Source organism: Halobaculum gomorrense (assembly GCF_900129775.1).
In the GTDB taxonomy this organism is placed as follows: Archaea; Halobacteriota; Halobacteria; order Halobacteriales; family Haloferacaceae; genus Halobaculum; species Halobaculum gomorrense.
The window spans coordinates 327,923-350,785 of record NZ_FQWV01000003.1; the positions used below are offsets into that span (position 1 = coordinate 327,923).

At 64.7% G+C, this 22,863-nt stretch carries 23 protein-coding genes and 1 pseudogene; 3 read left to right on the forward strand and 21 right to left on the reverse strand.

The genetic code is table 11. From position 1 onward, the window contains the following. Positions 1–2: 2 nt before the first annotated feature. The 13 genes from BUE16_RS07750 to merA form a co-directional block, all read right to left on the reverse strand. Positions 3–899 (reverse strand): precorrin-3B C(17)-methyltransferase, encoded by an 897-nt coding sequence (locus BUE16_RS07750; protein ID WP_073308255.1) that lies wholly within the window; start codon positions 897–899, stop codon positions 3–5. Beyond that, positions 896–1,906, reverse strand: a complete 1,011-nt coding sequence (cbiG, locus tag BUE16_RS07755) for a cobalt-precorrin 5A hydrolase (protein WP_073308257.1) — start codon at positions 1,904–1,906, stop codon at positions 896–898. Before cbiG ends, BUE16_RS07750 begins: the two co-directional genes overlap by 4 nt. Then, positions 1,903–2,733 (reverse strand): cobalt-precorrin-4/precorrin-4 C(11)-methyltransferase, encoded by an 831-nt coding sequence (locus tag BUE16_RS07760; RefSeq protein WP_079991548.1) that lies wholly within the window; start codon positions 2,731–2,733, stop codon positions 1,903–1,905. Before BUE16_RS07760 ends, cbiG begins: the two co-directional genes overlap by 4 nt. After that, positions 2,730–3,461: a cobalt-factor II C(20)-methyltransferase gene (locus BUE16_RS07765; RefSeq protein ID WP_073308259.1), complete on the reverse strand. Its 732-nt coding sequence runs from the start codon at positions 3,459–3,461 to the stop codon at positions 2,730–2,732. Before BUE16_RS07765 ends, BUE16_RS07760 begins: the two co-directional genes overlap by 4 nt. Continuing rightward, entirely contained in the window at positions 3,458–4,045 is a 588-nt protein-coding gene (cbiT, locus tag BUE16_RS07770; protein ID WP_073308261.1) for a precorrin-6Y C5,15-methyltransferase (decarboxylating) subunit CbiT, read from the reverse strand. The genes BUE16_RS07765 and cbiT overlap by 4 nt, the downstream gene beginning before the upstream one ends. 123 nt (positions 4,046–4,168) lie before the next feature. After that, positions 4,169–4,528, reverse strand: a complete 360-nt coding sequence (locus BUE16_RS07775) for a (2Fe-2S) ferredoxin domain-containing protein (RefSeq protein ID WP_073308263.1) — start codon at positions 4,526–4,528, stop codon at positions 4,169–4,171. After that, positions 4,528–5,286, reverse strand: coding sequence for a CbtA family protein (locus BUE16_RS07780; protein ID WP_073308265.1), 759 nt, complete (start codon positions 5,284–5,286; stop codon positions 4,528–4,530). Before BUE16_RS07780 ends, BUE16_RS07775 begins: the two co-directional genes overlap by 1 nt. Before the next feature lies 1 nt (position 5,287). Continuing rightward, positions 5,288–5,473, reverse strand: a complete 186-nt coding sequence (locus tag BUE16_RS07785) for a CbtB domain-containing protein (protein ID WP_073308267.1) — start codon at positions 5,471–5,473, stop codon at positions 5,288–5,290. A 119-nt stretch (positions 5,474–5,592) separates the two neighbouring features. Next, entirely contained in the window at positions 5,593–6,420 is an 828-nt protein-coding gene (thiD, locus tag BUE16_RS07790) for a bifunctional hydroxymethylpyrimidine kinase/phosphomethylpyrimidine kinase (protein ID WP_073308269.1), read from the reverse strand. After that, positions 6,417–7,151: an SDR family NAD(P)-dependent oxidoreductase gene (locus tag BUE16_RS07795; protein WP_073308270.1), complete on the reverse strand. Its 735-nt coding sequence runs from the start codon at positions 7,149–7,151 to the stop codon at positions 6,417–6,419. Before BUE16_RS07795 ends, thiD begins: the two co-directional genes overlap by 4 nt. Further along, positions 7,148–8,011, reverse strand: a complete 864-nt coding sequence (thiM, locus tag BUE16_RS07800) for a hydroxyethylthiazole kinase (RefSeq protein ID WP_073308272.1) — start codon at positions 8,009–8,011, stop codon at positions 7,148–7,150. The genes BUE16_RS07795 and thiM overlap by 4 nt, the downstream gene beginning before the upstream one ends. Then, positions 8,008–8,646 (reverse strand): thiamine phosphate synthase, encoded by a 639-nt coding sequence (gene thiE, locus BUE16_RS07805; RefSeq protein WP_200778404.1) that lies wholly within the window; start codon positions 8,644–8,646, stop codon positions 8,008–8,010. The genes thiM and thiE overlap by 4 nt, the downstream gene beginning before the upstream one ends. Before the next feature lie 404 nt (positions 8,647–9,050). Beyond that, a complete protein-coding gene (merA, locus tag BUE16_RS07810; RefSeq protein WP_073308274.1) occupies positions 9,051–10,508 on the reverse strand; it encodes a mercury(II) reductase in 1,458 nt (485 codons plus the stop codon). Positions 10,509–10,586: 78 nt separating this feature from the next. On the opposite strand from merA, the gene BUE16_RS07815 reads away from it, so the two are divergent. Then, positions 10,587–10,931 carry a winged helix-turn-helix transcriptional regulator gene (locus BUE16_RS07815; RefSeq protein WP_073308275.1) on the forward strand — a complete coding sequence of 115 codons (345 nt, stop codon included), beginning with the start codon at positions 10,587–10,589 and terminating at the stop codon, positions 10,929–10,931. A 109-nt stretch (positions 10,932–11,040) separates the two neighbouring features. Here the strand turns inward: BUE16_RS07815 and BUE16_RS07820 are convergent, their stop codons facing one another. From BUE16_RS07820 to BUE16_RS07845, 7 genes and pseudogenes are all read right to left on the reverse strand, one after another. Beyond that, positions 11,041–11,826: a sulfite exporter TauE/SafE family protein gene (locus BUE16_RS07820; protein ID WP_073308276.1), complete on the reverse strand. Its 786-nt coding sequence runs from the start codon at positions 11,824–11,826 to the stop codon at positions 11,041–11,043. After that, positions 11,823–13,091, reverse strand: a complete 1,269-nt coding sequence (locus tag BUE16_RS07825; protein ID WP_073308277.1) for a M20 family metallopeptidase — start codon at positions 13,089–13,091, stop codon at positions 11,823–11,825. The genes BUE16_RS07820 and BUE16_RS07825 overlap by 4 nt, the downstream gene beginning before the upstream one ends. A gap of 85 nt (positions 13,092–13,176) precedes the next feature. After that, positions 13,177–13,506 carry a hypothetical protein gene (locus BUE16_RS07830; protein ID WP_073308278.1) on the reverse strand — a complete coding sequence of 110 codons (330 nt, stop codon included), beginning with the start codon at positions 13,504–13,506 and terminating at the stop codon, positions 13,177–13,179. A 144-nt stretch (positions 13,507–13,650) separates the two neighbouring features. Beyond that, entirely contained in the window at positions 13,651–14,946 is a 1,296-nt protein-coding gene (locus BUE16_RS07835) for an FMN-binding glutamate synthase family protein (protein ID WP_234972366.1), read from the reverse strand. A gap of 201 nt (positions 14,947–15,147) precedes the next feature. Continuing rightward, positions 15,148–15,348: pseudogene (locus tag BUE16_RS17180) on the reverse strand (Rieske (2Fe-2S) protein); the annotation flags it as partial. Positions 15,349–15,459: 111 nt separating this feature from the next. Next, positions 15,460–17,445 carry a thiamine pyrophosphate-binding protein gene (locus BUE16_RS07840; protein ID WP_073308282.1) on the reverse strand — a complete coding sequence of 662 codons (1,986 nt, stop codon included), beginning with the start codon at positions 17,443–17,445 and terminating at the stop codon, positions 15,460–15,462. 80 nt (positions 17,446–17,525) lie between these two features. Further along, the gene (locus tag BUE16_RS07845; RefSeq protein WP_079991549.1) at positions 17,526–18,644 is read right to left on the reverse strand and encodes a two-component system sensor histidine kinase NtrB; all 1,119 of its coding nucleotides are present in this window, start codon (positions 18,642–18,644) and stop codon (positions 17,526–17,528) included. A 109-nt stretch (positions 18,645–18,753) separates the two neighbouring features. On the opposite strand from BUE16_RS07845, the gene BUE16_RS07850 reads away from it, so the two are divergent. Next, a complete protein-coding gene (locus tag BUE16_RS07850; RefSeq protein ID WP_073308284.1) occupies positions 18,754–19,989 on the forward strand; it encodes an MFS transporter in 1,236 nt (411 codons plus the stop codon). A gap of 268 nt (positions 19,990–20,257) precedes the next feature. On the opposite strand, the gene BUE16_RS07855 is transcribed toward BUE16_RS07850, so the two are convergent. Continuing rightward, positions 20,258–21,280, reverse strand: a complete 1,023-nt coding sequence (locus BUE16_RS07855; protein ID WP_073308286.1) for a succinylglutamate desuccinylase/aspartoacylase family protein — start codon at positions 21,278–21,280, stop codon at positions 20,258–20,260. A 186-nt stretch (positions 21,281–21,466) separates the two neighbouring features. Between BUE16_RS07855 and BUE16_RS07860 the strand changes: the two genes are divergently transcribed. Next, a complete protein-coding gene (locus BUE16_RS07860) occupies positions 21,467–22,780 on the forward strand; it encodes a putative ATP-dependent zinc protease (RefSeq protein WP_073308288.1) in 1,314 nt (437 codons plus the stop codon). Positions 22,781–22,863: the final 83 nt, after the last annotated feature.

The following is a 22,863-nucleotide window of genomic DNA, read 5'->3' on the forward strand; positions in this document are numbered from 1 at the left end:
ATTCAGAAGTCCTCCACGTCACGCCCGCCGCGGGGCGTGACGAGGTACGGTCGGTAGTCGTTGCGCCAGACCTCGGTCTCGTGGGTGCCGACGAGGATGGAGGTACCCATTCCGCCGACCTTGTCGTCGTGCTCGGTCGCCTCCCCAAGGGTCGTGATCGTGTACGTCTCGCCGTCGAGGTTGCGGCCGGCGTCTCCCCGGCCGGCGTCGTTGACGATCGCCACCGGTAAGTCGTCGTGACGCTCCTCGCGAAGCACCTCGATCGCCCGCTCGTAGTCGCGCCAGCAGTTGTAGAGAACGACGACGAAGTCGGCGACGGCGGCCGCTCGGAGTTTCTCCTCGATCTCCTCCCAGCCGCGCCACTTGTCCGACAGCGAGACGGAACACCAGTCGTTCGACAGCGGCGCGCCCAGCGTCGCCGCCAGACTCAGTCCGGCGGTGACGCCGGGGACGATCTCGATGGGGACGTCCGTCGCCGCTTCCGCCTCGGCCATCGTGAACAGGAGGTCGGACTTCCCGTACACGTTCGGGTCGCCGCCGGAGACGTGGACCACGTCCTGTCCGTCGCGGACCCGCTCGAACGCCTCGCGGGCGAGTTCGACCTGCTTGCCCATCGACGAGCGAACGAGTTCCTGGTCGCTGGCCTCCTGTTCGGATTCAGAGGGAAGCGTGCCGTCGTCGCGCAGGAAGGCCTGATACAGGTTCGAGGCGATCACGCAGTCGGCCGACTCGACGACGCGTCGCGCGCGGTCGGTCAGTTCGTCGGGCAGTCCCGGGCCGATGCCGACCACGTACAGCGTGCCGTACTCCGCGGGCGCGTCGCCGTCGGGGTCGCCGCCGGCGGCCGCGCGGGCCGAACGAAGCGACGGCGTCGCGTCGGCGCTGGCGTCGCCGCTCATCGACCCACCGCCACCGTGACGCTGTTTTCGTGGCTGATCTTCTCGACGACGAGTTCGTGCTCGCGGCCGCCGGCGATGGCCGACGACTCGGAGATGCCCGGCCAGCCGATCAGCTCCTTCGAGCGCGACGGGGTCGGCCCCTCGAACTCGGTGAGCGTCTCCTTCTCGAAGCTGACGACGCCGAGACCGCGATCCTCGGCCGCCTCCAGCAGTCCGGGTTCGTCGGCCTTGCGCGTGCCGGTGGCGACGAACTCCACGTCGGCCCACGTCGCGTCGGCGGTCTCGAGTGCCCGCTCCCACGCGTCATCGAACTGCTCGGCGGTCGCGCCCGAGACCGACCCGGTGCCGAGGACGATCCCCTCCTCGGCGTCGCTGTTGCGCTTCAGCACGGTCACGTCGTCGCCGACGAGCACCGCACGCGGCCCGTCCAGCCTGGCGACGGGTCCGAGGTCCTCGTCGAGGACAGCGAGGTTCGTCGCGACCGTCGAGTCGCCGTTGACGACATGGGCGTCCAGCGCCTTCGCGCGCTCCTCGACCCCTTGTTTGCCAGCCGCCTCGCTGGCGGTCGTCATCGCCGGGATCGCACCCATCGACGCCAGGTCGTCTGCGACCTGGTTCGCACCGTGGTGGCCGCCCGTGAGGGGGATGGCCCACGTCAACTCCTCGTCGACGACGACCACCGCGGGATCGTCCCACTTGTCGTCGAGCAGGGGAGCGGTCTTGCGCATGGCGATGCCGCTGGCCATCAGCCCGCAGAACACGTCGTACTCGCCCCAGTGCTCGGCGAACACGTCGCCGTGGTACTCCAGCAGGTCGATGCGTTCGTAGCGGTCGGCCAGCTCCGCCTTGATCTCCTCGGCGGTCTCGCGTTTCCGCTCGAAGGTGACGATCCCGAGCGTCTCGGCGACCTCGCCGTCCGAGTCGGGGGTCGAGCAGTGGCCGCCACCCCCGTCGGACGACGCCGCGTCGCCGGTCGATGCGTCCGTCGTGTCTTCGTCTGTACTCATGTGGATTCCTCCGTCGTCACTGTCGTCTCGTCGTCGCCGCGGTTCGCCCAGTCGCCGTACAGGTACGAGCGCTCGTAGCCGCCACCGGTGACGGCCTCGCCGATCACCACGAGCGCCGAGGCCCGGTAGCCCGCCTCCTCGACGGCGTCGGCGATGTCGCCTACGGTCCCCGTGATCCGGTCTTCGTCGGGCCACGACGCGTGGTAGACGACCGCGACGGGGAGGTCGGGGTCGACGCCCGCGTCGAGCAGGCGCTCCATCGTCTCTCGGACCGCGTGGGTGCCCAGGTAGATGCAGGTGGTCACGTCGCCCATCTGCACGAAGTCGGCGATGTGGTCCTCCTCGGGGTCGAGCGTCTTCCCTTGCGGACGGGTGAAGGCGACGTGGTTGGCCACCTCGTTGAGGGTGAGCTGAGTGCCGAGCGACGCGCTGGCCGCGAACGCGGCGGTCACGCCCGAGACGAAGTACGTCGGCACCCCCTCCGCCTCCAGCGCATCCATCTGTTCGAGCGCGGCGCCGTAGATGGCGGGGTCGCCGGAGTGAAGCCTGACGACAGTTCGACCGGCTTCGTGGGCGTCGCGCATCAACGGCACAAGTTCCTCGAGATCCTTCCCGATCGAGTTCACCTGCTCGGCGTGATCGCAGAACTCGTCGAGGAGTTCGCTGTTGACGAGCGACCCGGCGTGGACGACGAGGTCGGCCTCGGCCAACAGCGCCCGGCCGCGAACCGTCAACAGCCCCGGGTCACCCGGTCCGGCGCCCACGAACGGGATACCCTCCCGGTCATCCAGCACGTCCGTCGCCGGGTCGGGGAGCGCGTCGCTCATCCGTCGGCCACCTCTGCGGCCTCCCCGTCGCCGCCGGCCTCGGACTCGGTGAAGACGGCCGTCGCGGGGTCGGTGCCGGCGTCGGGTCGGCGGGCGTACGCGAGCGTGTAGTAGTCGCGGTCCTCGATCGCGGTCGGGTCGTCGGTGACGACCGTCTCTCCCTGCTCCATGAACAGCCGTCGGCCGTACGTCACCTCGTACCCGGCGTCGACCAGGCCGTCGTGGGTCGCCGGCGCGTCGGTCACTTTGAACAGCACCATCCGGTCGGGACCGGTGGGCGACGCGCCGCCGGCCGCTTCCCGCAGGGCGAGGCCGCTTCCGGCATCGATCTCGACGCCCAATGCCGTCGCGAACGCGGTCATCGCGGACACGCCGGGGACGGTCTCGACGTCGACGCCGGGGTGGAAGGCGTCGAGCGTCCGGCGCAGGTGGCCGAACGTCGAGTAGACGTTCGGGTCGCCCAGCGTGACGAACGCGGCGTCGCCGTCGCGAGCGACCGGTGCCACCTCTTCGGCCGCTGCCCGCCACGCACGACGGAGTTCGTCCTCGTTGCGCGTCATTGGGAAGTCCAGATCCCCGAGCGCGGACTCGTCGACGTGCTCGACGGCGACCGACCGCGAGAGTCGCCCCGGCGTGTAGACGGTGTCGACCGACTGGAGGACCCGCTGTCCTCGGACCGTGACGAGGTCCGGATCGCCGGGACCCAGCCCGATGCCATACAGCGTCACGATGCCACCTCCTCGTCGTCGCTCGCCTCGTCTTCGACGCCGCCGGTGATCACGTACACCGGGTTGTCCGACTCGAAACTCGTCGCGCCGGCGAGCTCGTAGCCGTGACTCGCCTGGAGTTGCAACACCTCGTCTAACAGCTCCCGGTCGCGGAACGCCTGAACCGCCTGTCCGGCCGTCTCCAGCCGGGAGACGTTCATCACGACTCGTTGGACGCCCGTCTCGACTGCGTGGTCGAGCACCGCCTCGAAGTTGCGCGACCCGCCGATGAATAGCGCGTCCGCGTCTGCCGGCAGCTCGTCTGGGGCTTCCGCCTCAACGAGGTCGACGGACGACAGCGGGACGTCGTTGGCGGCGAGGTTCTTGCGGGTCACGTCGAGCTTCGACCCCGACCGCTCCAACGCGGTCACCCGGCCGGCGCGGCGGGCCGCCGAGACGGTCACCGCGCCGGTGCACGACCCGACCTCCACGAAGTGATCCGTCTCGGTGAGGCCGAGCTTCGAAACTGTCACCGCTCGTACCGCGGGCTTGGTCGGCCCCGCCTTCGCGTCGTGCGGGAGCCGTATCGCCGGTGTCCGAGGCATCAGGTTCATAAGACGAACGGCGGCATATAACAATTTGGATTGTTCTAATTCAAGTGTGATTGTTTAACGTGCGGACAGCGCCGCCGCTGCTCGATGTGGCGACTCCCCGAGCTCGGGGTGTTCCTATCGTGGCTCCACCTCACTTGTCGTCGATTCGATGCCGAGTCGTGACGCGTCGGTGCCGAACTCCTCCGCCAAGAGCGGTGGGACGTCTTCTGGAGTAACGTCAGAGTACCAGCGTCCGCGCGGGTGGATCGCCACCGCGGTGCCGTCTGCGCTACACAGCCCCAGACAGCTCGTCTCCGCGACGTGCACCCGCGACCAGAACACACCGCGGTCGCGGAGCCACGACGTGACGGTTTCCAGAACCGCGTCGCCGTGTGCCTCCGCGCAGGCGGCGTACTCGGAGTCGCGGGCGTTCGTGCAGACGAGCACGTGGTCGGTGAACCCGTTCTCGTACACGTCTGAGGTGCGCTCGCGCATCAGTCGCCTCCAGCGCCGTGGCTGACCTGTCCGACGCCTCCAGTCGCGTGATCACGTGCGCGTTCACCAGTGAGTCGAGCGTGACCCACGGCCAGTGTCAGCCACAACAGCACCTGTCCGAAGATCGTCAGTCCGACCACGCCATCCGCGAGCGTCGCCGGTACTGTGACTGTCGTTCGGTCAGTCGGCAGCACGGCCGCCACCACCGGAAGCGCCGCTACTGGTACCAGTCCGCCGACGACGGCGAACGGGGTCGGGAAGTCTGGACGCGCCTGAAGCCGCCCGTACAGCAGCATACTCGCGACCACCGCGACTGCTCCGGCGATCATCATCCCGCCGTACACGAGGAGTCGCAGTTGGACACCCAGCGAGTGGGTAGTTCCCGGCGGTGCGGGGGGGACGGCGAGCCACGGTGCGGCGGATGTCGTGAGGAATCCAGCCGTTGCGAACACGTAGCTCTTGACCGGTCCGGAACCGGGAACGATGGGTTCGAGAAAAAAGAACGCGACCCCGAACCCGACAGCGCCGAGCAGTATCCCCCACAGCACTCCCGAGACGACACTGATCCCGTTGAAAATGGACACCAGCGAGTCGTGCTGAATCCCCGTCGACTGCTCGTGGTCGTGGGTTCCGCTCTCGTGTCCGATCCCCTCAGCGTACCCGAGAACCGGGTTCGCCACGAGCGCGAGGAGGAGGCCGAAGATGAGACCCGCGACGACTCCCGCCTTGACACCCCGGACCAGGTACTCGACGATCATCTCAGTGGCAGACGATTCCCGCTGCGTGGCGGAAGGAGTGCATCGCCTCGTGGGCGGTCGGCTCCTGAATCAACAGCAGCGCGAATCCCAGCGCTCCTGCCGTCAGTATCACCGCAGCAGCCTGTGCGGCCGTGAGTTCGTCTTTGGCGAGGCTCCACCGCTCGTGTACCGCGTTTGTTGCTGGCATACTCAATCCAACTTGCCCAAGAACAAGTGGGCTTGTAAAATTTCCGTGCCGAGCGCGCGGCGGGTGATATGCGACTTCGACCGTCTGACCGCGGCTCTGCGGGTATCCGGTCGCGCTGTTCACTCCCGGGGCTCACTCCACGCGAGGTGGTTGACGCTCCCGTGTTCACCGACACGTGCGGGTTCACGGAGGCCCGCTCGGACGAACTCGATCCCTCGCTCCACGGCCGCCGACAGCGACGCTCCCCTCGCGAGTTCGGCGGCGACCGCGCTCGAGAGCGTACACCCGGAGCCGTGCGTCGCGTCGGTGGCGATGCGTTCGGCGTCGACGGCGGTCGGACCGCCCTCACCGTCGGAGATGAGCACGTCCGTGACAGTGGCGGAGTCGTCGTTGACATGGCCGCCCTTGAACAGCACCGCATCAGCGCCCCAGTCGAAAAAGCGGTCGGCGGCGCGTTCGCGTGCGGCGCTCGAGCTCGGACGCTCGCCGACGAGCTCGGCCGTCTCGTCAGCGTTCGGAGTCACGAGCGTCGCCTCTGCGAACAGGTCGCGGTAGGCGTCGACCGCCTCGGCCTCGAGCAGGCGATCACCGCTGGTCGCCACCATCACCGGGTCGACGACGACCGGGCCGTCGAACGAGCGAAGGCAGTCGTGCACCGTCCGAACGCCCTCGACCGTCGCGAGCATCCCAGTTTTGACCGCGCCGACGGCCACGTCGTCAACGACTGCATCGTACTGTGCCCGCACCTCGTCGGTCGGGAGGAGGTGCGTCGAGCGGACGCCCGTCGTGTTCTGTGCCGTCGTCGCGACGACGACGGAGCCGCCGTACACGCCGAGTCGGGCCATCGTCTTGAGATCGGCTTGGACACCGGCTCCCCCACTGGAGTCGCTGGAGGCGATCGCCAGCGCGTACGGAACCTCACGCGAGACTGGGTCGACCCCCGTCATCGGAAGTGCATCCCTCCGTTCACGCTGTGGACCTCACCGTGGGTGAACTCGCTGTCGACGAGATACGCGACCGAGCGGGCCACCTCCTCCGGCGAACAGCTGTACTCCGGCAGGTGGGTATCGACGTTCTCGTGTCCCAGGAAGCCCGTGGCTTCGAGGTGCTCGACGATGGCGTCGTTCATCGACGTGTCGACCGGGCCGGGCGCGAGCGCGTTCACGCGGACGCCGTCCGGACCGACCTCGCGTGCGAGGGCTCGAACGAAGCCGTGCAACCCTGCCTTGCTCGCCGCGTAGCTGGTGTCGACCGTGCCGGCGGTCCCGCCAACGCTCGACAGCACGACCAGCGATCCGGCCGACTCGCGAAGTGCCGGGAGGAACGCGCGGGCGACGCGGGCAGTGCCGGTGAGGTTCGTCTCGAGGACGCGGCCGAACTGGTCGTCGGTCGACTCCTCGAGCAGCGCGGGCTCGACGATGCCGACCGTGTGAACTACGACATCGACGCTGTCTAGCGCCGCCTCGGCCTCCTCGGCGAACCGCTCGATCGAGTCTGGATCGGTCACGTCCAACTCCACGGCGACGGTCCGTCCCGCCTCGGAGTCTGTCGCGTCGACGAGCGCTTGAGCGCCCTCATTATCTTTGTGGTACGAACACACCACGTCGACACCGTCGTACCGTTCGACGACTGCCCGGCCGATGCCGCCCGTACCACCGGTGACGACGACGCCCGTCACGCCACCACCTCACGGATGCGTTCGGCAGGATCGGTCGTCGGTTCGTGCCCCGCGACGGCGTCGTGGAACGCCGTCAGGTAACTCGCGGGGCCGTGGTACTCGCCAAACTCCCCGGCGGCTGCCGCCTCGCCCGCGAGCCCGTACGCCAGCGTGCCGGCGAGCGACGCCTCCAGCGGATCGTCGATGGCGGCCGCGAACGTCGCGAGTGTGGCGCCCAACATACAGCCTGTGCCGACGACTCGTCCCATCAGTTGGTCACCCGACCGAACCTCGAACGCCCGTTCCCCAGTCGCGACCACGTCCGTCTCGCCGCTGGCGACGACGACCGCGTCGGTCTCGCGGGCGCAGGCGACCGCCGTCTCGGCGATGTCGGTGTGTTCACCGACCGATTCGACGCCCCGAACCTCGGCGTCGTCGCCGACGAGCGCGGCGACCTCGCCGTAGTTGCCACTCACGATCGCCGGGTTCAGTTCCGTCACGAGGCGCTCGGCGACGCGCGAACGCGTCGGGGTCGCTCCGGCACCGACGGGGTCGACAACGGCGGGGACGCCGTGGTCGGCGGCGGCCGCTCCGGCGGTCAGCATCGTCGCCTCTCCCATCTCGCTCACCGTGCCCATGTTGAGCAACAGCCCCTGTGCGCTTGCGACCATGTCGGCGACCTCTCGGTCGTCGTCTGACATTACCGGCAGTCCTCCCCAGTGGAGCGTGACGTTCGCCACGTCGTTCACCGTCACCTCGTTCGTCACCGCGTTCACCAGCGGCGTCGTCTCCCGCACCGCAGCGCGTGCCTTGCTGAGGGTGACTATCCCAGGGGCAACTGAGCCCGAATCGGGTGCCGATAGAGATCCGTCGTCGGTCATTGTGTGGCACCCTCGTGACCCGCTTCGACAGCTTCGTGCAACTCTCGGGTCGCCGCTGCGGGGTCGTCGGCCTCGGTGATCGTCGTCACGACTGCGACGCCGTCGGCACCGGCTGCGGCGACGCGCCCGGCGTTTTCGCTCGTGATCCCACCGATGGCGACGACCGGGATCGACACTACGTCTGCGACGGCCGCCACGGTGTCGACGCCGATCGCTGATTCCGACGGACGCGTGTCCTTGGTTCCAGTGGCGAACACAGCGCCGACGCCGAGGTAGTCGGCGCCGGCCGCCTCTGCCATCCGGGCGGCTTCCGGGGTCGCCACGGATCGACCGACGATCGTGTCCTCTCCGAGCTGCTCACGAGCGACCTGGATCGGGAGGTCGCCGTCGCCGAGATGGATGCCGTCGGCGTCGAGTGCGACAGCAAGATCGACGCGGTCGTTGACGATCAGCGGGATATCGGCCTCGTTCGTCAGCTCGTAGAGGTTTTGCCCCAACTCGTACCGGTCGATCGCACTCGCGTGTTTCTCACGCAGTTGGACGGCGTCGATCCCGCCCGCGATCGCCTCACGGACGACAGTGGCCGTCCCTCGTCCGTTACTTCGGTCCGCCTGAGAGACCAGATACGTCGACAGTGTTCGGTCCACGTGTACCCGACCGGATGCACCACTAAGTAATATTAGTAACGAATACTCAGATTCAGAGCGCCCAATAAATTACTGCCAGAGCGCTCAGGATGATACTGAGTCGACACTCCCCAGGAATGGATACGGGATTGCCGTCGCATCCAGTAGTGGCTGGCTTCGGACTCGGTTCAGCGTTTGGTGGCCCTCTTCGAGGTGGTTCGCTCCCGAAGTGGATCACGGAGGGGAGATCAAGTCGGAGTGATATTCGTTCGACTAACCGATCGGCCGTCGTCCCCCTCGCCTCCCGCGTCACCCTCCGTGTGTTCCCTCGTTCGCGAATCTCGAATCGGACCCTCATCGAGCGATGCGAGAACGGGACGCTCGATGAGGCGCTCTCGACTACCGTCGAGCGCTCACTCGATACAGCAGCTCATGGTGGAGGTATCTCGACGGAACGCCTGACACGCCTGTTTGAACGCCTCGCTGAACGTGGGAAACGGGTGGACGGTGTCGATAATATCGTCGACTGTCAGCCCGAACTTCACTGCCAGCGTCGCTTCCATGATCATATCGGCGGCACGGGGCCCGACCATGTGGACACCGACAATCTCATCGGTCTCGTGGTGTTTGACGACCTGAACCAGCCCATCCGTGTTCTTGACGGCCTTCGCCCGCGGGACGTCCTCCATCTGGACAGTCCGGCACGAACAGGTGCCGTGCTCGTCCATGTATTCGAGTTCGGTCGTGCCGACAGCAGCGACCTCGGGACTGGTGAAGACGACTGCGGGAACTGTGTCGTAGTTGATGCTGACGCCCTCGTCGCCGAAAGCGTTCTTGATGGCGTGGTTACCCTCCTTAGCGGCGACCGTCTCGAGTTCGGGCTCGCCGATCACGTCACCCGCCGCGTAGATGGTCGGGTTCGTCGTCTGGAAGTGCTCGTCGACGTGAATCGTGCCGTCTGGGTTCGTCTCAATCCCGACTGATTCGAGACCGATACCCTCGCTATTCGGCTGGACGCCGGTCGCGACGAACAGCGCGTCCCCGGAGACTGTCCGCTCGGTGCCGTCGACGACTGTCTCGACGGCGACGCCCGACTGGACTGTTTCGGCCCCACCGTCGGCTGCTGGCGTGCGGACGCGCTGGAAGTCGTTGCCGGTGATCACCTCGATGCCTTCCGCCTCGAACGCGCGCTGCATCTCACGCCCGAGCTGGCCGTCCATCCCGGAGAGGACACGCTCGGAGCGCTGGAGGATGGTCACGTCGACGCCGACGCAGTGGAGGATCTGGCCCCACTCCAGCGCGATGTAGCCGCCGCCGAGCATCACGATGCTCTCGGGGAGGTCGCGCTCCTCCAAGATCGTCTCACTCGTGTAGTAGTCGACCCCGTCGAGACCGCCGATGGCGGGTGCCCAAGGCGAACTCCCGGTCGCGACGAGCGCTTTCCCCCCACTGATGCGTGCGCCCTCGTCGGCGCCGTCGACGACCTCGATGGTCGAGTCCTCGATCAGCCGGCCGTAGCCCTCGTAGATGTCGGTCTCGAAGTGCTCGGCGACGTCGACGTAGTTCTCCTGGCGGAATCCTTCCACGAGGTCGTCGGTGCCGTCGAGTGCGGCCGCCCAGTCGACGGTCGGTTCGCCGTCGCTGTACTGGACCGCTTCGAACGGATTCTCCTGCGGCGTGGCTGCCTGGTCGCCCACCGCGAGCAGATGCTTACTTGGGACACAGCCCACGTTCACGCAGGTTCCGCCAAGTGGCAGGCCGGTGTTCACCATCGCCGTCGAGAGATCCTGACGACTCGCTTCAGTGATCGCGGCGAAGGCAGCGGCCCCGCCGCCGAGAATCACGAGATCGTAGTCTGCCGTGCTGGTCATTCGTGGCTATTCGTTCTGACGGGAAGGTCTTATACTTCAGAGTCCAAAGCTATGGAGTACGTTCGAGGCCACAAAGCTATGGCAGATACTACCGCAGACGCGCCTGTGTGCGATATCGACGGAATGTGCTACTGTCCGCTCACGGGTGTCATCGACACACTGAGCCGGAAATACGCGATGCAGCTCGTCAGCATCATCGGGGCGCACGACTCGCTTCGGTTCGCGGAGATCGAAGCGCACCTCTCGACAGCGAGCACCTCGACCATCTCCAAACGGCTCGACGAGTTCGAGGACGCCGGACTGATCGATCGAACCCAGTATAATGAAATTCCGCCCCGGGTGGAGTACTCACTGACCGACGACGGGGACGAGGTTCGAACTCGCCTCGAACCGCTGTTGGAGTGGGCCTCAGCGGCCGAGTGACCCCTCGGGTGGCCGGTTGGTGACCGCACGTTCGATCGTCCGATGAACTGGTTCCGTGTCCTTCTGCCATTCGCTGGAATCACTGGCGGCTACCGTACCGATATCTCGGCTAGACCAGCCCCAACCCACCACCGACCAGGCGGAACCCAACGGCCGTGAGGAGGCCGAAGACGACGAGTCTGCGAGACCGCTCGCTGGCAGTCGCTCTGAGGCGTTTCCCGACAGCGACTCCGATCGCGGCTGGGACGGCGGCGACGACGGACGCGAGCAGGAGTGTCCGACTCGGATACAGTCCGAACATCCCCGCCACTCCGACGCGTATCCCGTTGAGTCCTAGAAAAACGAGCGCGACGACCCCGACGAACAGTCCGTGGGAGAGGTCGAAGCTCCGAAGATACGCGATGAGCTGGACGCCGACGTTCGTCCCGCCGAACAGCAGTCCAGAGACGGCTCCGACACCGAGCATCCCGACCCGGCTTCGCGCGAATGCGCCGATCCTACCTTCTGACCACTCCGGGAGCGGGATCCATCGCTGGGCGGTCGCGACGAAGCCGAGGGTGAGTAGCCCGAGGCCGACACGCAGTGGGGCGGTCGGAATACTACTGAGGACGGCCATTCCGACAACCGTGCCGACCAGCGCTGCACCGATGAGTGGGGCAAACCGTCGACTACAGGTTCGAAGCTCGTCCCGAGAGAGATCGCGGACCAGCGAGAGGTTCACCGCGAGAATGGGGATGATCATGAAGACGACCGCTGTTGCCGGATCGATTACCGTTGCGAGCGCCATCGTCCCAACGAGCGCGAACCCGAAGCCGGCGAGTCCGTTCGTCGTCCCGGCGACCAGAATGACAATCGCCATCAGTGCGACTGTCGATTCTCCGATGGCTGCGATCATTCGTCACCGCCCGTGAGCTGCTCGTAGAGGACTGGGAGTGTCCCGTAGCTGATGGCGTTTCGAACCAGCGCCTCGGTCGTCGTGTACTCGTCGGTGCCGTGTGCCGTCTGCGTTCCGAAGCCGAACTCGGCGGTCGGAATCCCCTCGTGTCGAAGCACCTTGGCGTCGCCGCCACCGGTCGCGCTCCGCCGGTAGACCTGGTCGTCGACGACGTGATCGGCCGCCCGCGCGCTCGCTTCGACGAGTGCGCTCCCGAGCGGCTCGTACGACCCACGGGTCCACGAGATATCGGTGATCTCGATGCCGTCCATCCCGGTCAAGCAGTTCCGGATCCCGCCGAGCGCGTCTCTGGTGTCGACGCCAGCGGTCAGACGGATGTCGACTCTCGCACACGCCGAGGCCGGCACCGTGTTTATTGCCGTTCCGCCCTCGATGACGCCGAGGTTGATCGTCGGGTACCGGTACAGGGTGCGGGTGGCCTCGGCTCCGGCCTCCGGTTCGTAGAAGTCGACGGACTCCTCGATGATCTCGTCCATCGCTGAATCGACCGAGAGCTCTCGCTGCCCGAACTCGCTCCGCAACTGCTCGACTGCCGCGGTCAGGCGATCGATCGCGTTCTCCCCGATCATCGGCCGCGAGCCGTGGGCAGCCGTCCCGGACGCTTCGAGCGTCAGCCAGATGTTCCCGCGATCGGCCACCGAGACGGAGTATCGTCCGTTCCGGGAGGTAGTTTCGCCCACGACACAGGCGTCGGGATCGAACTCCGTCGTCTCCAGGAGTGTCGTGAGCCCGGCATCCCCACCTGTCTCTTCGTCGCTCACGAACGCAAACTGGAGCGTCACCGGCGGCTCGGTTTCGGTGTGAGCGTACGCGAGTGCGACCTGTACCATCGCGGCGACGGCCCCCTTCATGTCGGTCGTCCCGCGTCCGTAGATGCGCTCGCCGTCCCGCTCCCCCAGGGGATCGTACGACCAATCGCCCTCGTCGAACGGAACGGTGTCCAAGTGACCGTTGAAACACAGCGTGTGGTCGGTCCGGCCGGGGAGCGTGGCGACGAGGTTCGGTTTGTCCGGATCGACCTCGCAGCGTTCGACTGCCAGCGATGGCTCGTCGAGCACCGCTTCGAGCCACTCGACGATTTCGGAGGTCTGTCCCGGTGGGTTCTGGGTATCGTGCCCGACGAGCGTCTCGGTGAACTCGAACAGGTCACTCCGGTTGTCGGTGAAGTACTCGGCAACGGTCGTCGGCAAGTCAGACGTGTTCATATTGGGGGGAGTAGTTGGCTGGTTCAGTTCTCGTCCCGCATTCCACCGGTACTGACTTCGTCCACTTTCGGCGGGATTTCGTCTCTCACGACCGCTTGGTGTCCGGCATGTTGTGGCGGACTGCTGGGTGCACGGCAAGCACTGCGATCGCTGCGGCGGTGGCGAGGTTCAGAGACAGCGTCGGCCGATCGAAGCCGATGGTCTCCTCCACGAGTACCCACACCAGCATCGCGGCGGCGACGCCGACGCTCGCGGTCCATCCCCACCGGCGTCGCGTATAGAGCGCGTAGCCCACGACTGCCGGGACGAGTCCGAACACGACGAAGAGGATGAAGCCCGGAACGAGAACGTTCTCGAACGGCGTCCCGTCGAATGGAGCCGACGAGAGGCCGACAGTCTCTCCGGAGGGTGCCATCAGCAAGGCCACTCCGCCGAATAGGGCCCGACCCGATAGTTGGTCGAGCGCCGCCAGCGGCACCCGCAGGATCGCTGGACGGCCATGGACTCGCATTATGTTGTCTCTGTATCCCACGGGAATTCAACTGTTGGGGTGTCATCCTCACGGTTCCGTGACTCCCGCATAGTCGACGCCGGTCAGGTCGGCGATGTCCTTTTTCCAGGTCGTCAGGTCACGGCGATCGAACCCGGAGAGGCCGTCGTGTCCACAAGCGCGGGCCATCACCTTCATCAGTTCGACTGTCGCCTCGAAGAAGTTCTGGAGTCCGTCGGCCGCCGAATCGATGACGAGTCGGTTCCTGAGATCCTCTCGCTGGGTGGCGATCCCGACGGGACAGTTGTTCGAGTCACAGGCTCGCATCCCGAGACAGCCGATCGCTTGCATCGCGGAGTTCGCGACTGCGACGCCGTCGGCGCCGAGCGCCATCGCCTTGATGAAATTCGACTCCGTCCGGAGGCCGCCCGTCGCGATGAGCGTCACGTCCGAGCGGTCACGCGAATCCAGGTGGCGGCGAGCACGTGCGAGCGCCGCCATCGTCGGCACTGAGATGTTGTCCTTGAACACCTCCGGGGCGGCGCCGGTGCCCCCGCCCCGACCGTCGAGGATGAGATAGTCCGCACCGGCCTCCAGCGCGAAGTCGATGTCCTCCTCGACGTGCTGGGCGGAGAGTTTGAATCCGACCGGGATGCCGCCCCCCACGTCGCGGACATGGTCGGCCATCTCGGCGAAGTCCTCAGGAGTGCGCAGGTCGTCGAACCTCGCGGGGCTCACGGCGTCCGTTCCCGGTTCGAGGTCACGAACCTCGGCGATTCGCCCCTGTACCTTCTCGCCCGGGAGGTGGCCACCGGTCCCCGTCTTCGCACCCTGGCCGGCCTTGAAGTGGAACGCCTGGACCCGCTCGACAAGGTCGATGTCCCAGCCGAACTTCCCCGTCGCATACTCGTAGAAGTACCGGGAGTTGACCTCCTGTTCTTCGGGGAGCATCCCGCCCTCGCCGGAGCAGATGCCCGTACCGGCCTGATCTGCTCCTTTCGAGATCGCGATCTTCGCCTCCTCGCTGAGCGCGCCGAAGCTCATGTCGCTCACGAATATCGGGATGTCCAGTTGGAGCGGATTCTCCGCGTTCGGACCGATCACCAGTTCCGTATCGACGGCCGCCTCGTCGTCGAGCGGTGTTCGCGCGAGCTGGGCCGTCAGGATCTGCAGGTCGTCCCACGACGGCAGCTCCGTGCGTGGAACGCCCATCGCGGAGATGTTACCGTGCTCGCCGATTCCCTCGGGCCCCTTTTGAGCTAGGGACTGGATGTAATGGGAGTACGGTTCTTTCTCGTGGTCGGGCTCGCCGTAGAATTCGGGATCGACCGAGCCGCCATCGATGTCGTCGGCGGATCCTTGCATCGGCCTGTCGCTGCTATCCCCGGGCTCGGGGTTGTCATAGGGCTGGGGATTGTCTGCCGCCCAGGCAGCTACTTCGGCTGCGTCGACGTAGACGGCATCTTCGTCTTTGTCGACCCACGCAGGGAACGTTTCTAACACCTCCGAGTTGTCGTACTCGCTGATGCCGGTGTCGACTCGATAGTCCCAGCCGTGGACGCCACAGATGAGGTTGTCACCCTCGACGTGGCCGTCTCCGAGGAGCACACCGCGGTGGAGACATCGTCCATACAGTACCGATACCTCGTCGTCGTATCGGATGACAACAAGATCGATGCCATCAACCCGGGCGTGTATGGGCTCACGATCAGGGAGATCGCTCCAGACGGCGACCTGTTCGGCCATCTCCTCATCAGAGCGACTCATGTCGAGTACCTCCCTGCCTGGGTAGTAGACCGACGCTCGATACGACTCGCCGACTGCTGACTGGAAATCGATGTAGTGAGTGTCATTGTTGGACTGTCGTCTCGGGGATGTTCACACCGGGTCGGAGTCGGTGCTGATTTCGACGAGGGCGGGGCCGTCGTACGCGATTGCAGCTTCGAGAGCGTCGTCGAGTGCGTCGGCGTCGTCGACGAAGACACCGTGACCGCCACAGTTCTCGGCGAATGTAGCGAACTCAGGATTGACAAGATCGGTCTGCCAGACGTCCCAGCCGCCCGTTCGCTGCTCCTTGCTGATCTTCCCGAGTTCGTCGTCGTTCAAGAGGACGTGCGTGATGTCCATGTCGTATTTGACGGCGGTCGTGAACTCGCTCATATACTGGCCGAAGCCCCCGTCGCTGGAGACCGAGACTACCTTCCGACCGGCGAACGGCGATTCGGGTTCCTGCGTGGCCGCCCACGCACCGAGTGCGGCCGGGAACGCGAATCCGATCGAGCCGAGATAGCCGGACATGAGTACCGACTGGTGTTCCGGTTCGAAGTACCGTCCGAACGCGTAGGTGTTGTTCCCCACGTCGACGGGGATGATGGCGTCGTCGGGGACGAGCCGCGTCATCGCGTCGAAGGCGGTGGCGTAGTTGACGCCACGCTCGGGCGTCTGATCGCGTCTCGTCGCCTTCTCCTCGCGCCAGATCTCCCACCGGTCGGCGAGTTCTTCGCGCTGACTCTCCGCCTCAACGTCACCGATGCGATCGTGCAGTTCGCTGACGGTGACGCCGATCTCGCCCCAGACAGGCACGTCGATACTGTGAAACTTCCCGAGGGTCATCGCGTCGTAGTCGACGTGAATCGTCGGCTTGTACTCCGCAATTCCCGTGTGATTTGAGAAGCTCGCCCCGAAGACGGCCAGCAGATCCGCCTCGTTCATAAAGTGGCTCGCGATTGGCGTCCCGCTCCGGCCAAGGACGCCCCCCGCGAGCGGATGCGAGTCGGGAATCTGTCCCTTTCCTTTGAATGTCGTCAGCACAGGACAGTCGAATCGTTCGGCGAGGTCGACGATCCCATCCATCTCGAAGCGAGCCCCGTGGCCGGCGATGATTACTGGCCGCCCGGCGGTTTCGAGTAGGTCCACTGCGTCTTGGAGCGCGTCCTCCGGCGGGCTGATGTCGCGCTCGGTGATACGCCCCTCGGGATCTCCGGGCTCGACTCCCTCCGCGGACTGGGTCTGGATCTCGTCGGGGAAGATCAGGTGTGAAACGCCCCGTTCGAGTATCGCGGTCTTGGCGGCTCGGGTCGCGAGTTCGGCGTGCTGGCTGTCGGGGAGGACGGTCGCTTCAAACTCTGCTACGTCACCGTAGGCTGCTTCGAGGTCGACCTCCTGAAAGTTGCCCGTACCGAGCACCTGCGACTCGACTTGCCCCGTGAGCGCGATGGTCGGCGAACCGTCGACGTTGGCGTCCCACAGCCCCGTGAGCATGTTCGTCGCGCCGGGGCCGGCGATGGAGAAACACGCCGCCGGCCGACCGGTGAGCTTCCCGTACGCGGAGGCGGCGAATGCGCCGGCGCCCTCGTGGCGAACGCCGTAGTACGAGAGGTTACCCTGGTCGGCCTCGCGGCGGAGCGCGTCGGCGAGGCCGAGATTCGAGTGACCGACGATCCCCCAGACCTGCCGGACCCCCCAGTTGACCAGTGTCTCGGCGATGACATTCGACACCGTCTGCTCATGGGGTTCCTCTTCGGGAAAGCCGACGTAGATGCCGTCGTCGCGTTCCTCGACCGGGAACGTCTGGACGCAGTCGTCGTGTGGACCGGGCGTTTCGCCCGTCAATGGGTCGAAGTCCCACCCGTGCCACGGACATCGGAGGTATCCTGTCTCGATGGATCCCTCGCCGAGCGGGCCACCCTGGTGGGGACAGTTGTTGTCGAGCGCGGCGTACTCCCCATCGTAATGAGTGACAGCGACGGTTGTCTCGCCACAGGTTACGGCCTTGACTCGATCCGCTGGGAGTTCATCTGGAGAAAGTGCCTTGTACCACGTCATGTCCCCGTGTGGCGTGTTCGGGGACGAGTTTGCGCCCATGTACTTGCGACCCGTGGAGAACAGGCTTAATCACGCCGCGGGCGTTACGTTCTGTTCCACCCCTCCACAGTATTTATATATTAAATCCTGAGAGACGCCCCGTTCCCCCTCGATCGGTCTGATGAGAGTTCGATCTCGAAGCGAGTTCCCCCTGCTTTGGCATCACAGACAGTAATCTCCCAGCCGTGCGCCTCAGCGATCTCGGCGACGATAGCGAGTCCGAAGCCGGTTCCGTCACTGGTCGTCGTATGTCCCCACTCGAATACCGTATCTTGCTCGTCCGCTGGGATCCCTTTGCCATCATCTTCGACGTAGAACCCATCACTATCGTCTCTGTCGAGCGTTCCGACACGGACGGTGACGGACTTCCCCCCGTGCGTGTATGCGTTCTCGAAGAGGTTTGCAAGGAGTTCGTGGAGGCGGTCTCGATCCGCGTGAATTGTCCTCGATGACTCGATTTCGAGCGTCGTTGGGTCGAGTTCACAGTCGATCCAGACCTTTCGCGCCAGGGGCTCCAACTCGATTTCCGTTTGCTCACCGACGAGGTGTCCTTCCCGGGTAAGCTGCAAGAGTTCAGACAACATCTCGTCCATCCGATCGGCCGCGTCCTCGATGGCGTCGAAGTGTTCGGGATTGCCATTCTCCCGAGCAAGGGTCACATGGCCTTTGATGATCGAGAGCGGGTTCTTCAGGTCGTGTGAAACGATACTGGCGAATCGATCTAGCCGTTCGATCTTCTCCTCGAGCTCTCGACGGTGTTCGACGCGGTCGGAGATGTCACGGAGCATCGCGATCATCTGTGTCGGGTCGGTTCCATCTCCGTCTGCGTCGAGTGCGGCTCCGGAGATCTCGGTCGGAAGCTCCTCCCCGTCTCTGGTGAGACAGATCAGATCGTCGGTGAACCCAGATCCTTCCCGGGAGACCTGAGAAATGAACTCCTCTCGGATGCGCTCGATGTCAGTTGGGTGGATGTCCTCTGGATGCATCGAGAGAAGTTCCTCGCGGGAGTAGCCGAGCAGGTCACAGGCTGCGGGATTGACATCGACGAAGGATTCGGTTTCCAGGTCGACGACCATCACCGCGTCGTTGTTGTATCTAAAGATCTTGCGATACCGCTCTTTTGCGGACGAAGCAGCGGCGGCGGACGGATTCACCGAACGATCACTCAGGGGGGTATCGCTATCCCGGTCCTCGGTCATTCTTCTCTCGTGGAGACAGACGTCTCCAATATATAATACTCGCTGCGGTGTGCAATACACCCGAACCAGCTCATGAGTTTTTATTCACGTTGAGTAGTACACCACCGTGATGAATACGGAGTCACGGAAACAGGACCCGACGAAACCGAGTCGCTACCGTGTCCTCCTCATTCTTGCTGTTGCCGAACTGCTGGCGATGACGCTCTGGTTCAGTGCATCAGCGGTCGGGCCGGAACTCGCGTCGCTCTGGAATCTTTCGAGCGCTGAGACGGCATGGTTGACGAACGCGGTGCAACTGGGGTTCGTCGTCGGCGCCGTGCTTTCTGCGACGCTCACCCTCTCGGATACGATTCCGCCGCGGTACCTGTTTGCTGTCTCAGCCGCCATCGGCGTGGGAGCGACTGCACTTATTGCCCTCGTCGTGTCGTCTTTTCTCCCGGCTGTTCTGTTACGGTTTCTCACCGGTGTCGCACTGGCCGGTGTGTACCCGACCGGTATGAAAATCATGGCTGGCTGGTTCCGGGAAGGACGCGGGTTCGCTATCGGCACGCTCGTCGGTGCACTCACGATCGGGTCGGCGATGCCGCATCTGCTTCGGGCGATCGGTGGCGTCGGCCGTCCGCGGCTCGTCTTACTGGGTGCGGCTGGGCTCGCAGCAGTCAGTGGTGTGCTCGTTCTCTTTGTGCGTCCAGGTCCGTATCAGGCTCCGGCAGCACCGTTCGATCCCGGAGCCGTTCGGCGGATGCTCGGTGACCGCGGGACGATGCTCGCCAACCTCGGATATTTCGGTCACATGTGGGAATTATACGCCGTCTGGGCGTGGATACCCGTCTATCTGGCTGCGAGTTTCGCTGCCGGCGGAGACCCGGCACCGACACTCGCTGCGCTGCTCGCGTTCGGAACCATCGCAGTGGGGGGTATCGGCGCCGTTGTCGCCGGTGTGTTCGCAGACCGAATCGGGCGAACGACCGTCACGAGCGGGAGCATGATAGTCAGCGGGACAGCCTGTATCGGTGCCGGGTTCGTGTTTGGCGGTCCACTGCTCGTCCTCGTCCCATTTCTGTTGATCTGGGGGTTCGTCATCGTCGCCGATTCCGCGCAGTTCTCTGCGGCCGTCTCCGAACTCGCTGAGGACAGGTACGTCGGGTCAGCCCTGACGCTACAGACTGCTGTCGGCTTTCTCCTCACGGTGGGGTCGATCCAGGTCACACCGATCGTTGCCGATATCGTCGGATGGCGGTGGGCGTTTGCACCACTGGCCGTTGGACCGTTCGTCGGGACAGTCGCGATGCTCTGGCTCCGACGCCTTCCCGAGGCCACCGCACTCGCTGGTGGTCGCGGGTGAGGCAGTCCGCGTTCGTGCGGACCGATGATGCTAGTTACTGAAGCGGAATCAGTTGTCTCGACGGTCAGGGCGTGCTGATCTCGTAGTCGTCGACCAGCAAACGGATACTCCGGTGACCGTCGGGGTCGTCGAGCACCGACCCGGCGTCGGCGCTGACTGTCTGGGCGCACCGAGATTCCTGAGAGGAGCACGTAGCGTCACGAGGTTCCGTAAAGAAAGGATGATTCATCTTGTGAAGCACATCGTCGATAGAGCGCTGTCTTGCGGTTTATTTGTGCGGAATATCACGTTGGTTCTCGATAATCTGTTCATGTCTCTCTTCGAGCTTGATGAAGTGACAGAGTGGGTTCCCGGGATAGACGACCGGATTTTCGAGTACCCCGACAAGCAATCCGGTGAACGGGGCCTCAACGGTCGTTTCATCGGATTTGAACGGATTCGCAATCCGGCAGATCGTCTCCCCTTCGTGAACTAACTCCCCCCGGTTGTAGTTCATTTCGACGATCCCGCCGGCGTCGGCCCGGAGCCACGTCTTGTCACTCCACCCCTCGATCACAGTCCGCCATCCCGGCCATCGAACCATTTCCTGTCGATAAATTCCGTATTCAGCGAAGACGCTTCGAACGCCGTCGAGGGCGTGGTCGATCAGTTCCCGCTCGAACCGATGTGCCTCCCCCATCTCCAGTGTAATCGTCGGGATGCCGTCGTCGGTCGCCTCGCGACGCAGCATCCCAGAGGAGCCTTCGCCGGCCATGATGAGATTCGTTCCGAAGGCGCGAGCGAGTCGCGCGGCCCCCTCGTCGTCCATGTCAGCACGGACGTGGAACATATTCGTCCGCCCACGCGTCGAGGTGTGAAAATCGAGACCGAAGTCGCAGGGCTCGATGAAGTTATGATAGATCTGGGAGGCGATCCGGTTCGAACTCGTGCTGCCCTGTTTACCGGGGAAAGCCCGGTTCAGATCTCGTTCGTAGATCGGGAGATACCGTTCTTGCGCGACGAACCCCTGGACGTTCAGAACGGGGAGACAGACGAGCGTCCCACAGATGTCTGAATGGTCCCACTCCTGAGCGACCTCTCGGACGACTTCGATGCCGTTGAGTTCGTCACCGTGGATCGCGGCCGAGAGGAACGCCGTCGGCCCGGGGCGTGGGCCGTTGATGATCGTCACTGGAATTCGAACCGGATCGCCCAGATACGTCTCGCTCACTGGGTACCGGAGTTCATCCGTTTCACCGGGTTCCACACGGCCGCCATCGAATGTGAACGCTTCCGCCTGTTGTTTACTCATCAGTCCCTACAAGTTGATCCTGTCGGCTTAAATCGAGAGAGCGGTTGTAACTGTGTTACACATTCGCAGAACCCGTAATGATGGGTACCTCCAATATGGACCAGAGCAACGCTAATGACCGCCTCTTCGAATCCCCCCGAACCAGAGGGTGCGACTGACTCCGCACGATCTGCGAGCATCGATCGTGTGCAGACTGACGCTGGGACACAGCGAGTGGGCGTGTTGAGCACCCACAACAGCAAGGAGACCAAAGCGATCCTGAACGCGGTTCGGGTCTTGGGGCACGAACCCGTGTGGATCCGCGACGAGAACGTCACCTCGTGGATCGAGGACGGCACCGTCCAGCTCTCGCCACGGGTCGATATCCTCGTCAACCGGATGCTCCTGACCAAAACCGACCATCTGCTCGAAGACCTCCAGCTCGCTGCGCTCTACGAGGAAACGACGCCCGTCGTGAACGCATCGCAGGCCGTCGAGAAAACGCTCCACAAGTATCGCGCTGGCGCGAAGCTCGCCGCAGCCGACCTGCCAGTGCCGGACGCCTTCTTCGGTCGCTCCCCGCGGACCTTCGAGGAGTGGCCGGAGTACCTCCCGGACGCCGCCGCCCACAAGCACACCATTGGAACGAACGGACAAAATATGTCGGTCGTCTCGCCGACCGAGCCCGTCGGTCCGATGGTCAACGACGAACATGCGTTTGTCCAGGAGTTCCTCGAAGACTCCGAGGCCCGTCCTTCGGACGTTCGGGTGTACGTCGTCGGTAGAGAGATCGTCGGGGCGATGCGACGCCACGCACCGGACGGCGATTGGCGGACGAACGTCGCACTTGGTGGTGAAGTGGAGGGCGTAACTAACGAACTCGGTCAGGAGCCTCGGCGACTCGCAAAAGAGGCAACGGGTGTCCTCGGATTGGATCTTGCCGGGGTTGACTTGATGCCGATCGACGGCGAGTGGTACATCCTCGAGGTCAACGCCACCGCGGGATTCAAAGGGCTGTTTTCAGCGACGGGAGTCTCGGCCGCTCCGCACATCGCTCGCCTCGCTATCGAGCGGGCGGGCGGCAGCGTCGACACATCACAAGTCGTTGAACTGGAAGCGACACTAGACGACTCTGTCCCCGATTGCAAGCCGCCGCTCGTCCGAGAACAGGGTGACGACGGCGTCCTCGGCTACACCTCACGGATACGGATCAACGGTCGTGATGGTGCGGAACGAGCGGTAGCGAAGTCGGACACGGGGGCCAAGCGAACGAGCATCGACACCGATCTCGCCGGTCGGATCGGCGCCGGCCCGCTCGTCGGGACGACTGACGTGCGGTCGGGAACGGGCAGTGACACGGAGACGCGCCCCCTCGTCGACGTCGACCTTTGTCTGAACGGGCGCTGGCGGACAGTCACAGCCAGCATCACCGACCGGTCAGAGATGGCGTATCCAGTCCTCTTGGGCAGAGACGTGCTCGAAGTATACACCCTAGACATCAGCCGAACTGTCGAAGAGTAATCCGCAGAAGTACGATGCTATCCACACCCCGCCACCGAGAGATTGAACCGCGGTCACCAATGAACGGCACCCGGAGAGAATAA

Bases quoted from the DNA above. Each gene is read 5' to 3' on its own strand.
- merA (WP_073308274.1), bottom strand. From the start codon at position 10,508: ATGACCAGCACGGCAGACTACGATCTCGTGATTCTCGGCGGCGGGGCC.
- BUE16_RS07775 (WP_073308263.1), bottom strand. From the start codon at position 4,528: ATGCGCGAGCGCACCTCAGACGTGTACGAGAACGGGTTCACCGACCAC.
- cbiT (WP_073308261.1), bottom strand. From the start codon at position 4,045: ATGCCTCGGACACCGGCGATACGGCTCCCGCACGACGCGAAGGCGGGG.
- BUE16_RS07840 (WP_073308282.1), bottom strand. From the start codon at position 17,445: ATGGGCGCAAACTCGTCCCCGAACACGCCACACGGGGACATGACGTGG.
- BUE16_RS07750 (WP_073308255.1), bottom strand. From the start codon at position 899: ATGAGCGGCGACGCCAGCGCCGACGCGACGCCGTCGCTTCGTTCGGCC.
- BUE16_RS07850 (WP_073308284.1), top strand. From the start codon at position 18,754: ATGAATACGGAGTCACGGAAACAGGACCCGACGAAACCGAGTCGCTAC.
- BUE16_RS07835 (WP_234972366.1), bottom strand. From the start codon at position 14,946: ATGCAAGGATCCGCCGACGACATCGATGGCGGCTCGGTCGATCCCGAA.
- BUE16_RS07845 (WP_079991549.1), bottom strand. From the start codon at position 18,644: ATGACCGAGGACCGGGATAGCGATACCCCCCTGAGTGATCGTTCGGTG.
- BUE16_RS07820 (WP_073308276.1), bottom strand. From the start codon at position 11,826: ATGATCGCAGCCATCGGAGAATCGACAGTCGCACTGATGGCGATTGTC.
- BUE16_RS07760 (WP_079991548.1), bottom strand. From the start codon at position 2,733: ATGAGCGACGCGCTCCCCGACCCGGCGACGGACGTGCTGGATGACCGG.
- cbiG (WP_073308257.1), bottom strand. From the start codon at position 1,906: ATGAGTACAGACGAAGACACGACGGACGCATCGACCGGCGACGCGGCG.
- BUE16_RS07780 (WP_073308265.1), bottom strand. From the start codon at position 5,286: ATGATCGTCGAGTACCTGGTCCGGGGTGTCAAGGCGGGAGTCGTCGCG.
- BUE16_RS07825 (WP_073308277.1), bottom strand. From the start codon at position 13,091: ATGAACACGTCTGACTTGCCGACGACCGTTGCCGAGTACTTCACCGAC.
- BUE16_RS07855 (WP_073308286.1), bottom strand. From the start codon at position 21,280: ATGAGTAAACAACAGGCGGAAGCGTTCACATTCGATGGCGGCCGTGTG.
- BUE16_RS07815 (WP_073308275.1), top strand. From the start codon at position 10,587: ATGGCAGATACTACCGCAGACGCGCCTGTGTGCGATATCGACGGAATG.
- thiD (WP_073308269.1), bottom strand. From the start codon at position 6,420: ATGACGGGGGTCGACCCAGTCTCGCGTGAGGTTCCGTACGCGCTGGCG.
- thiM (WP_073308272.1), bottom strand. From the start codon at position 8,011: ATGACCGACGACGGATCTCTATCGGCACCCGATTCGGGCTCAGTTGCC.
- BUE16_RS07830 (WP_073308278.1), bottom strand. From the start codon at position 13,506: ATGGCACCCTCCGGAGAGACTGTCGGCCTCTCGTCGGCTCCATTCGAC.
- BUE16_RS07785 (WP_073308267.1), bottom strand. From the start codon at position 5,473: ATGCCAGCAACAAACGCGGTACACGAGCGGTGGAGCCTCGCCAAAGAC.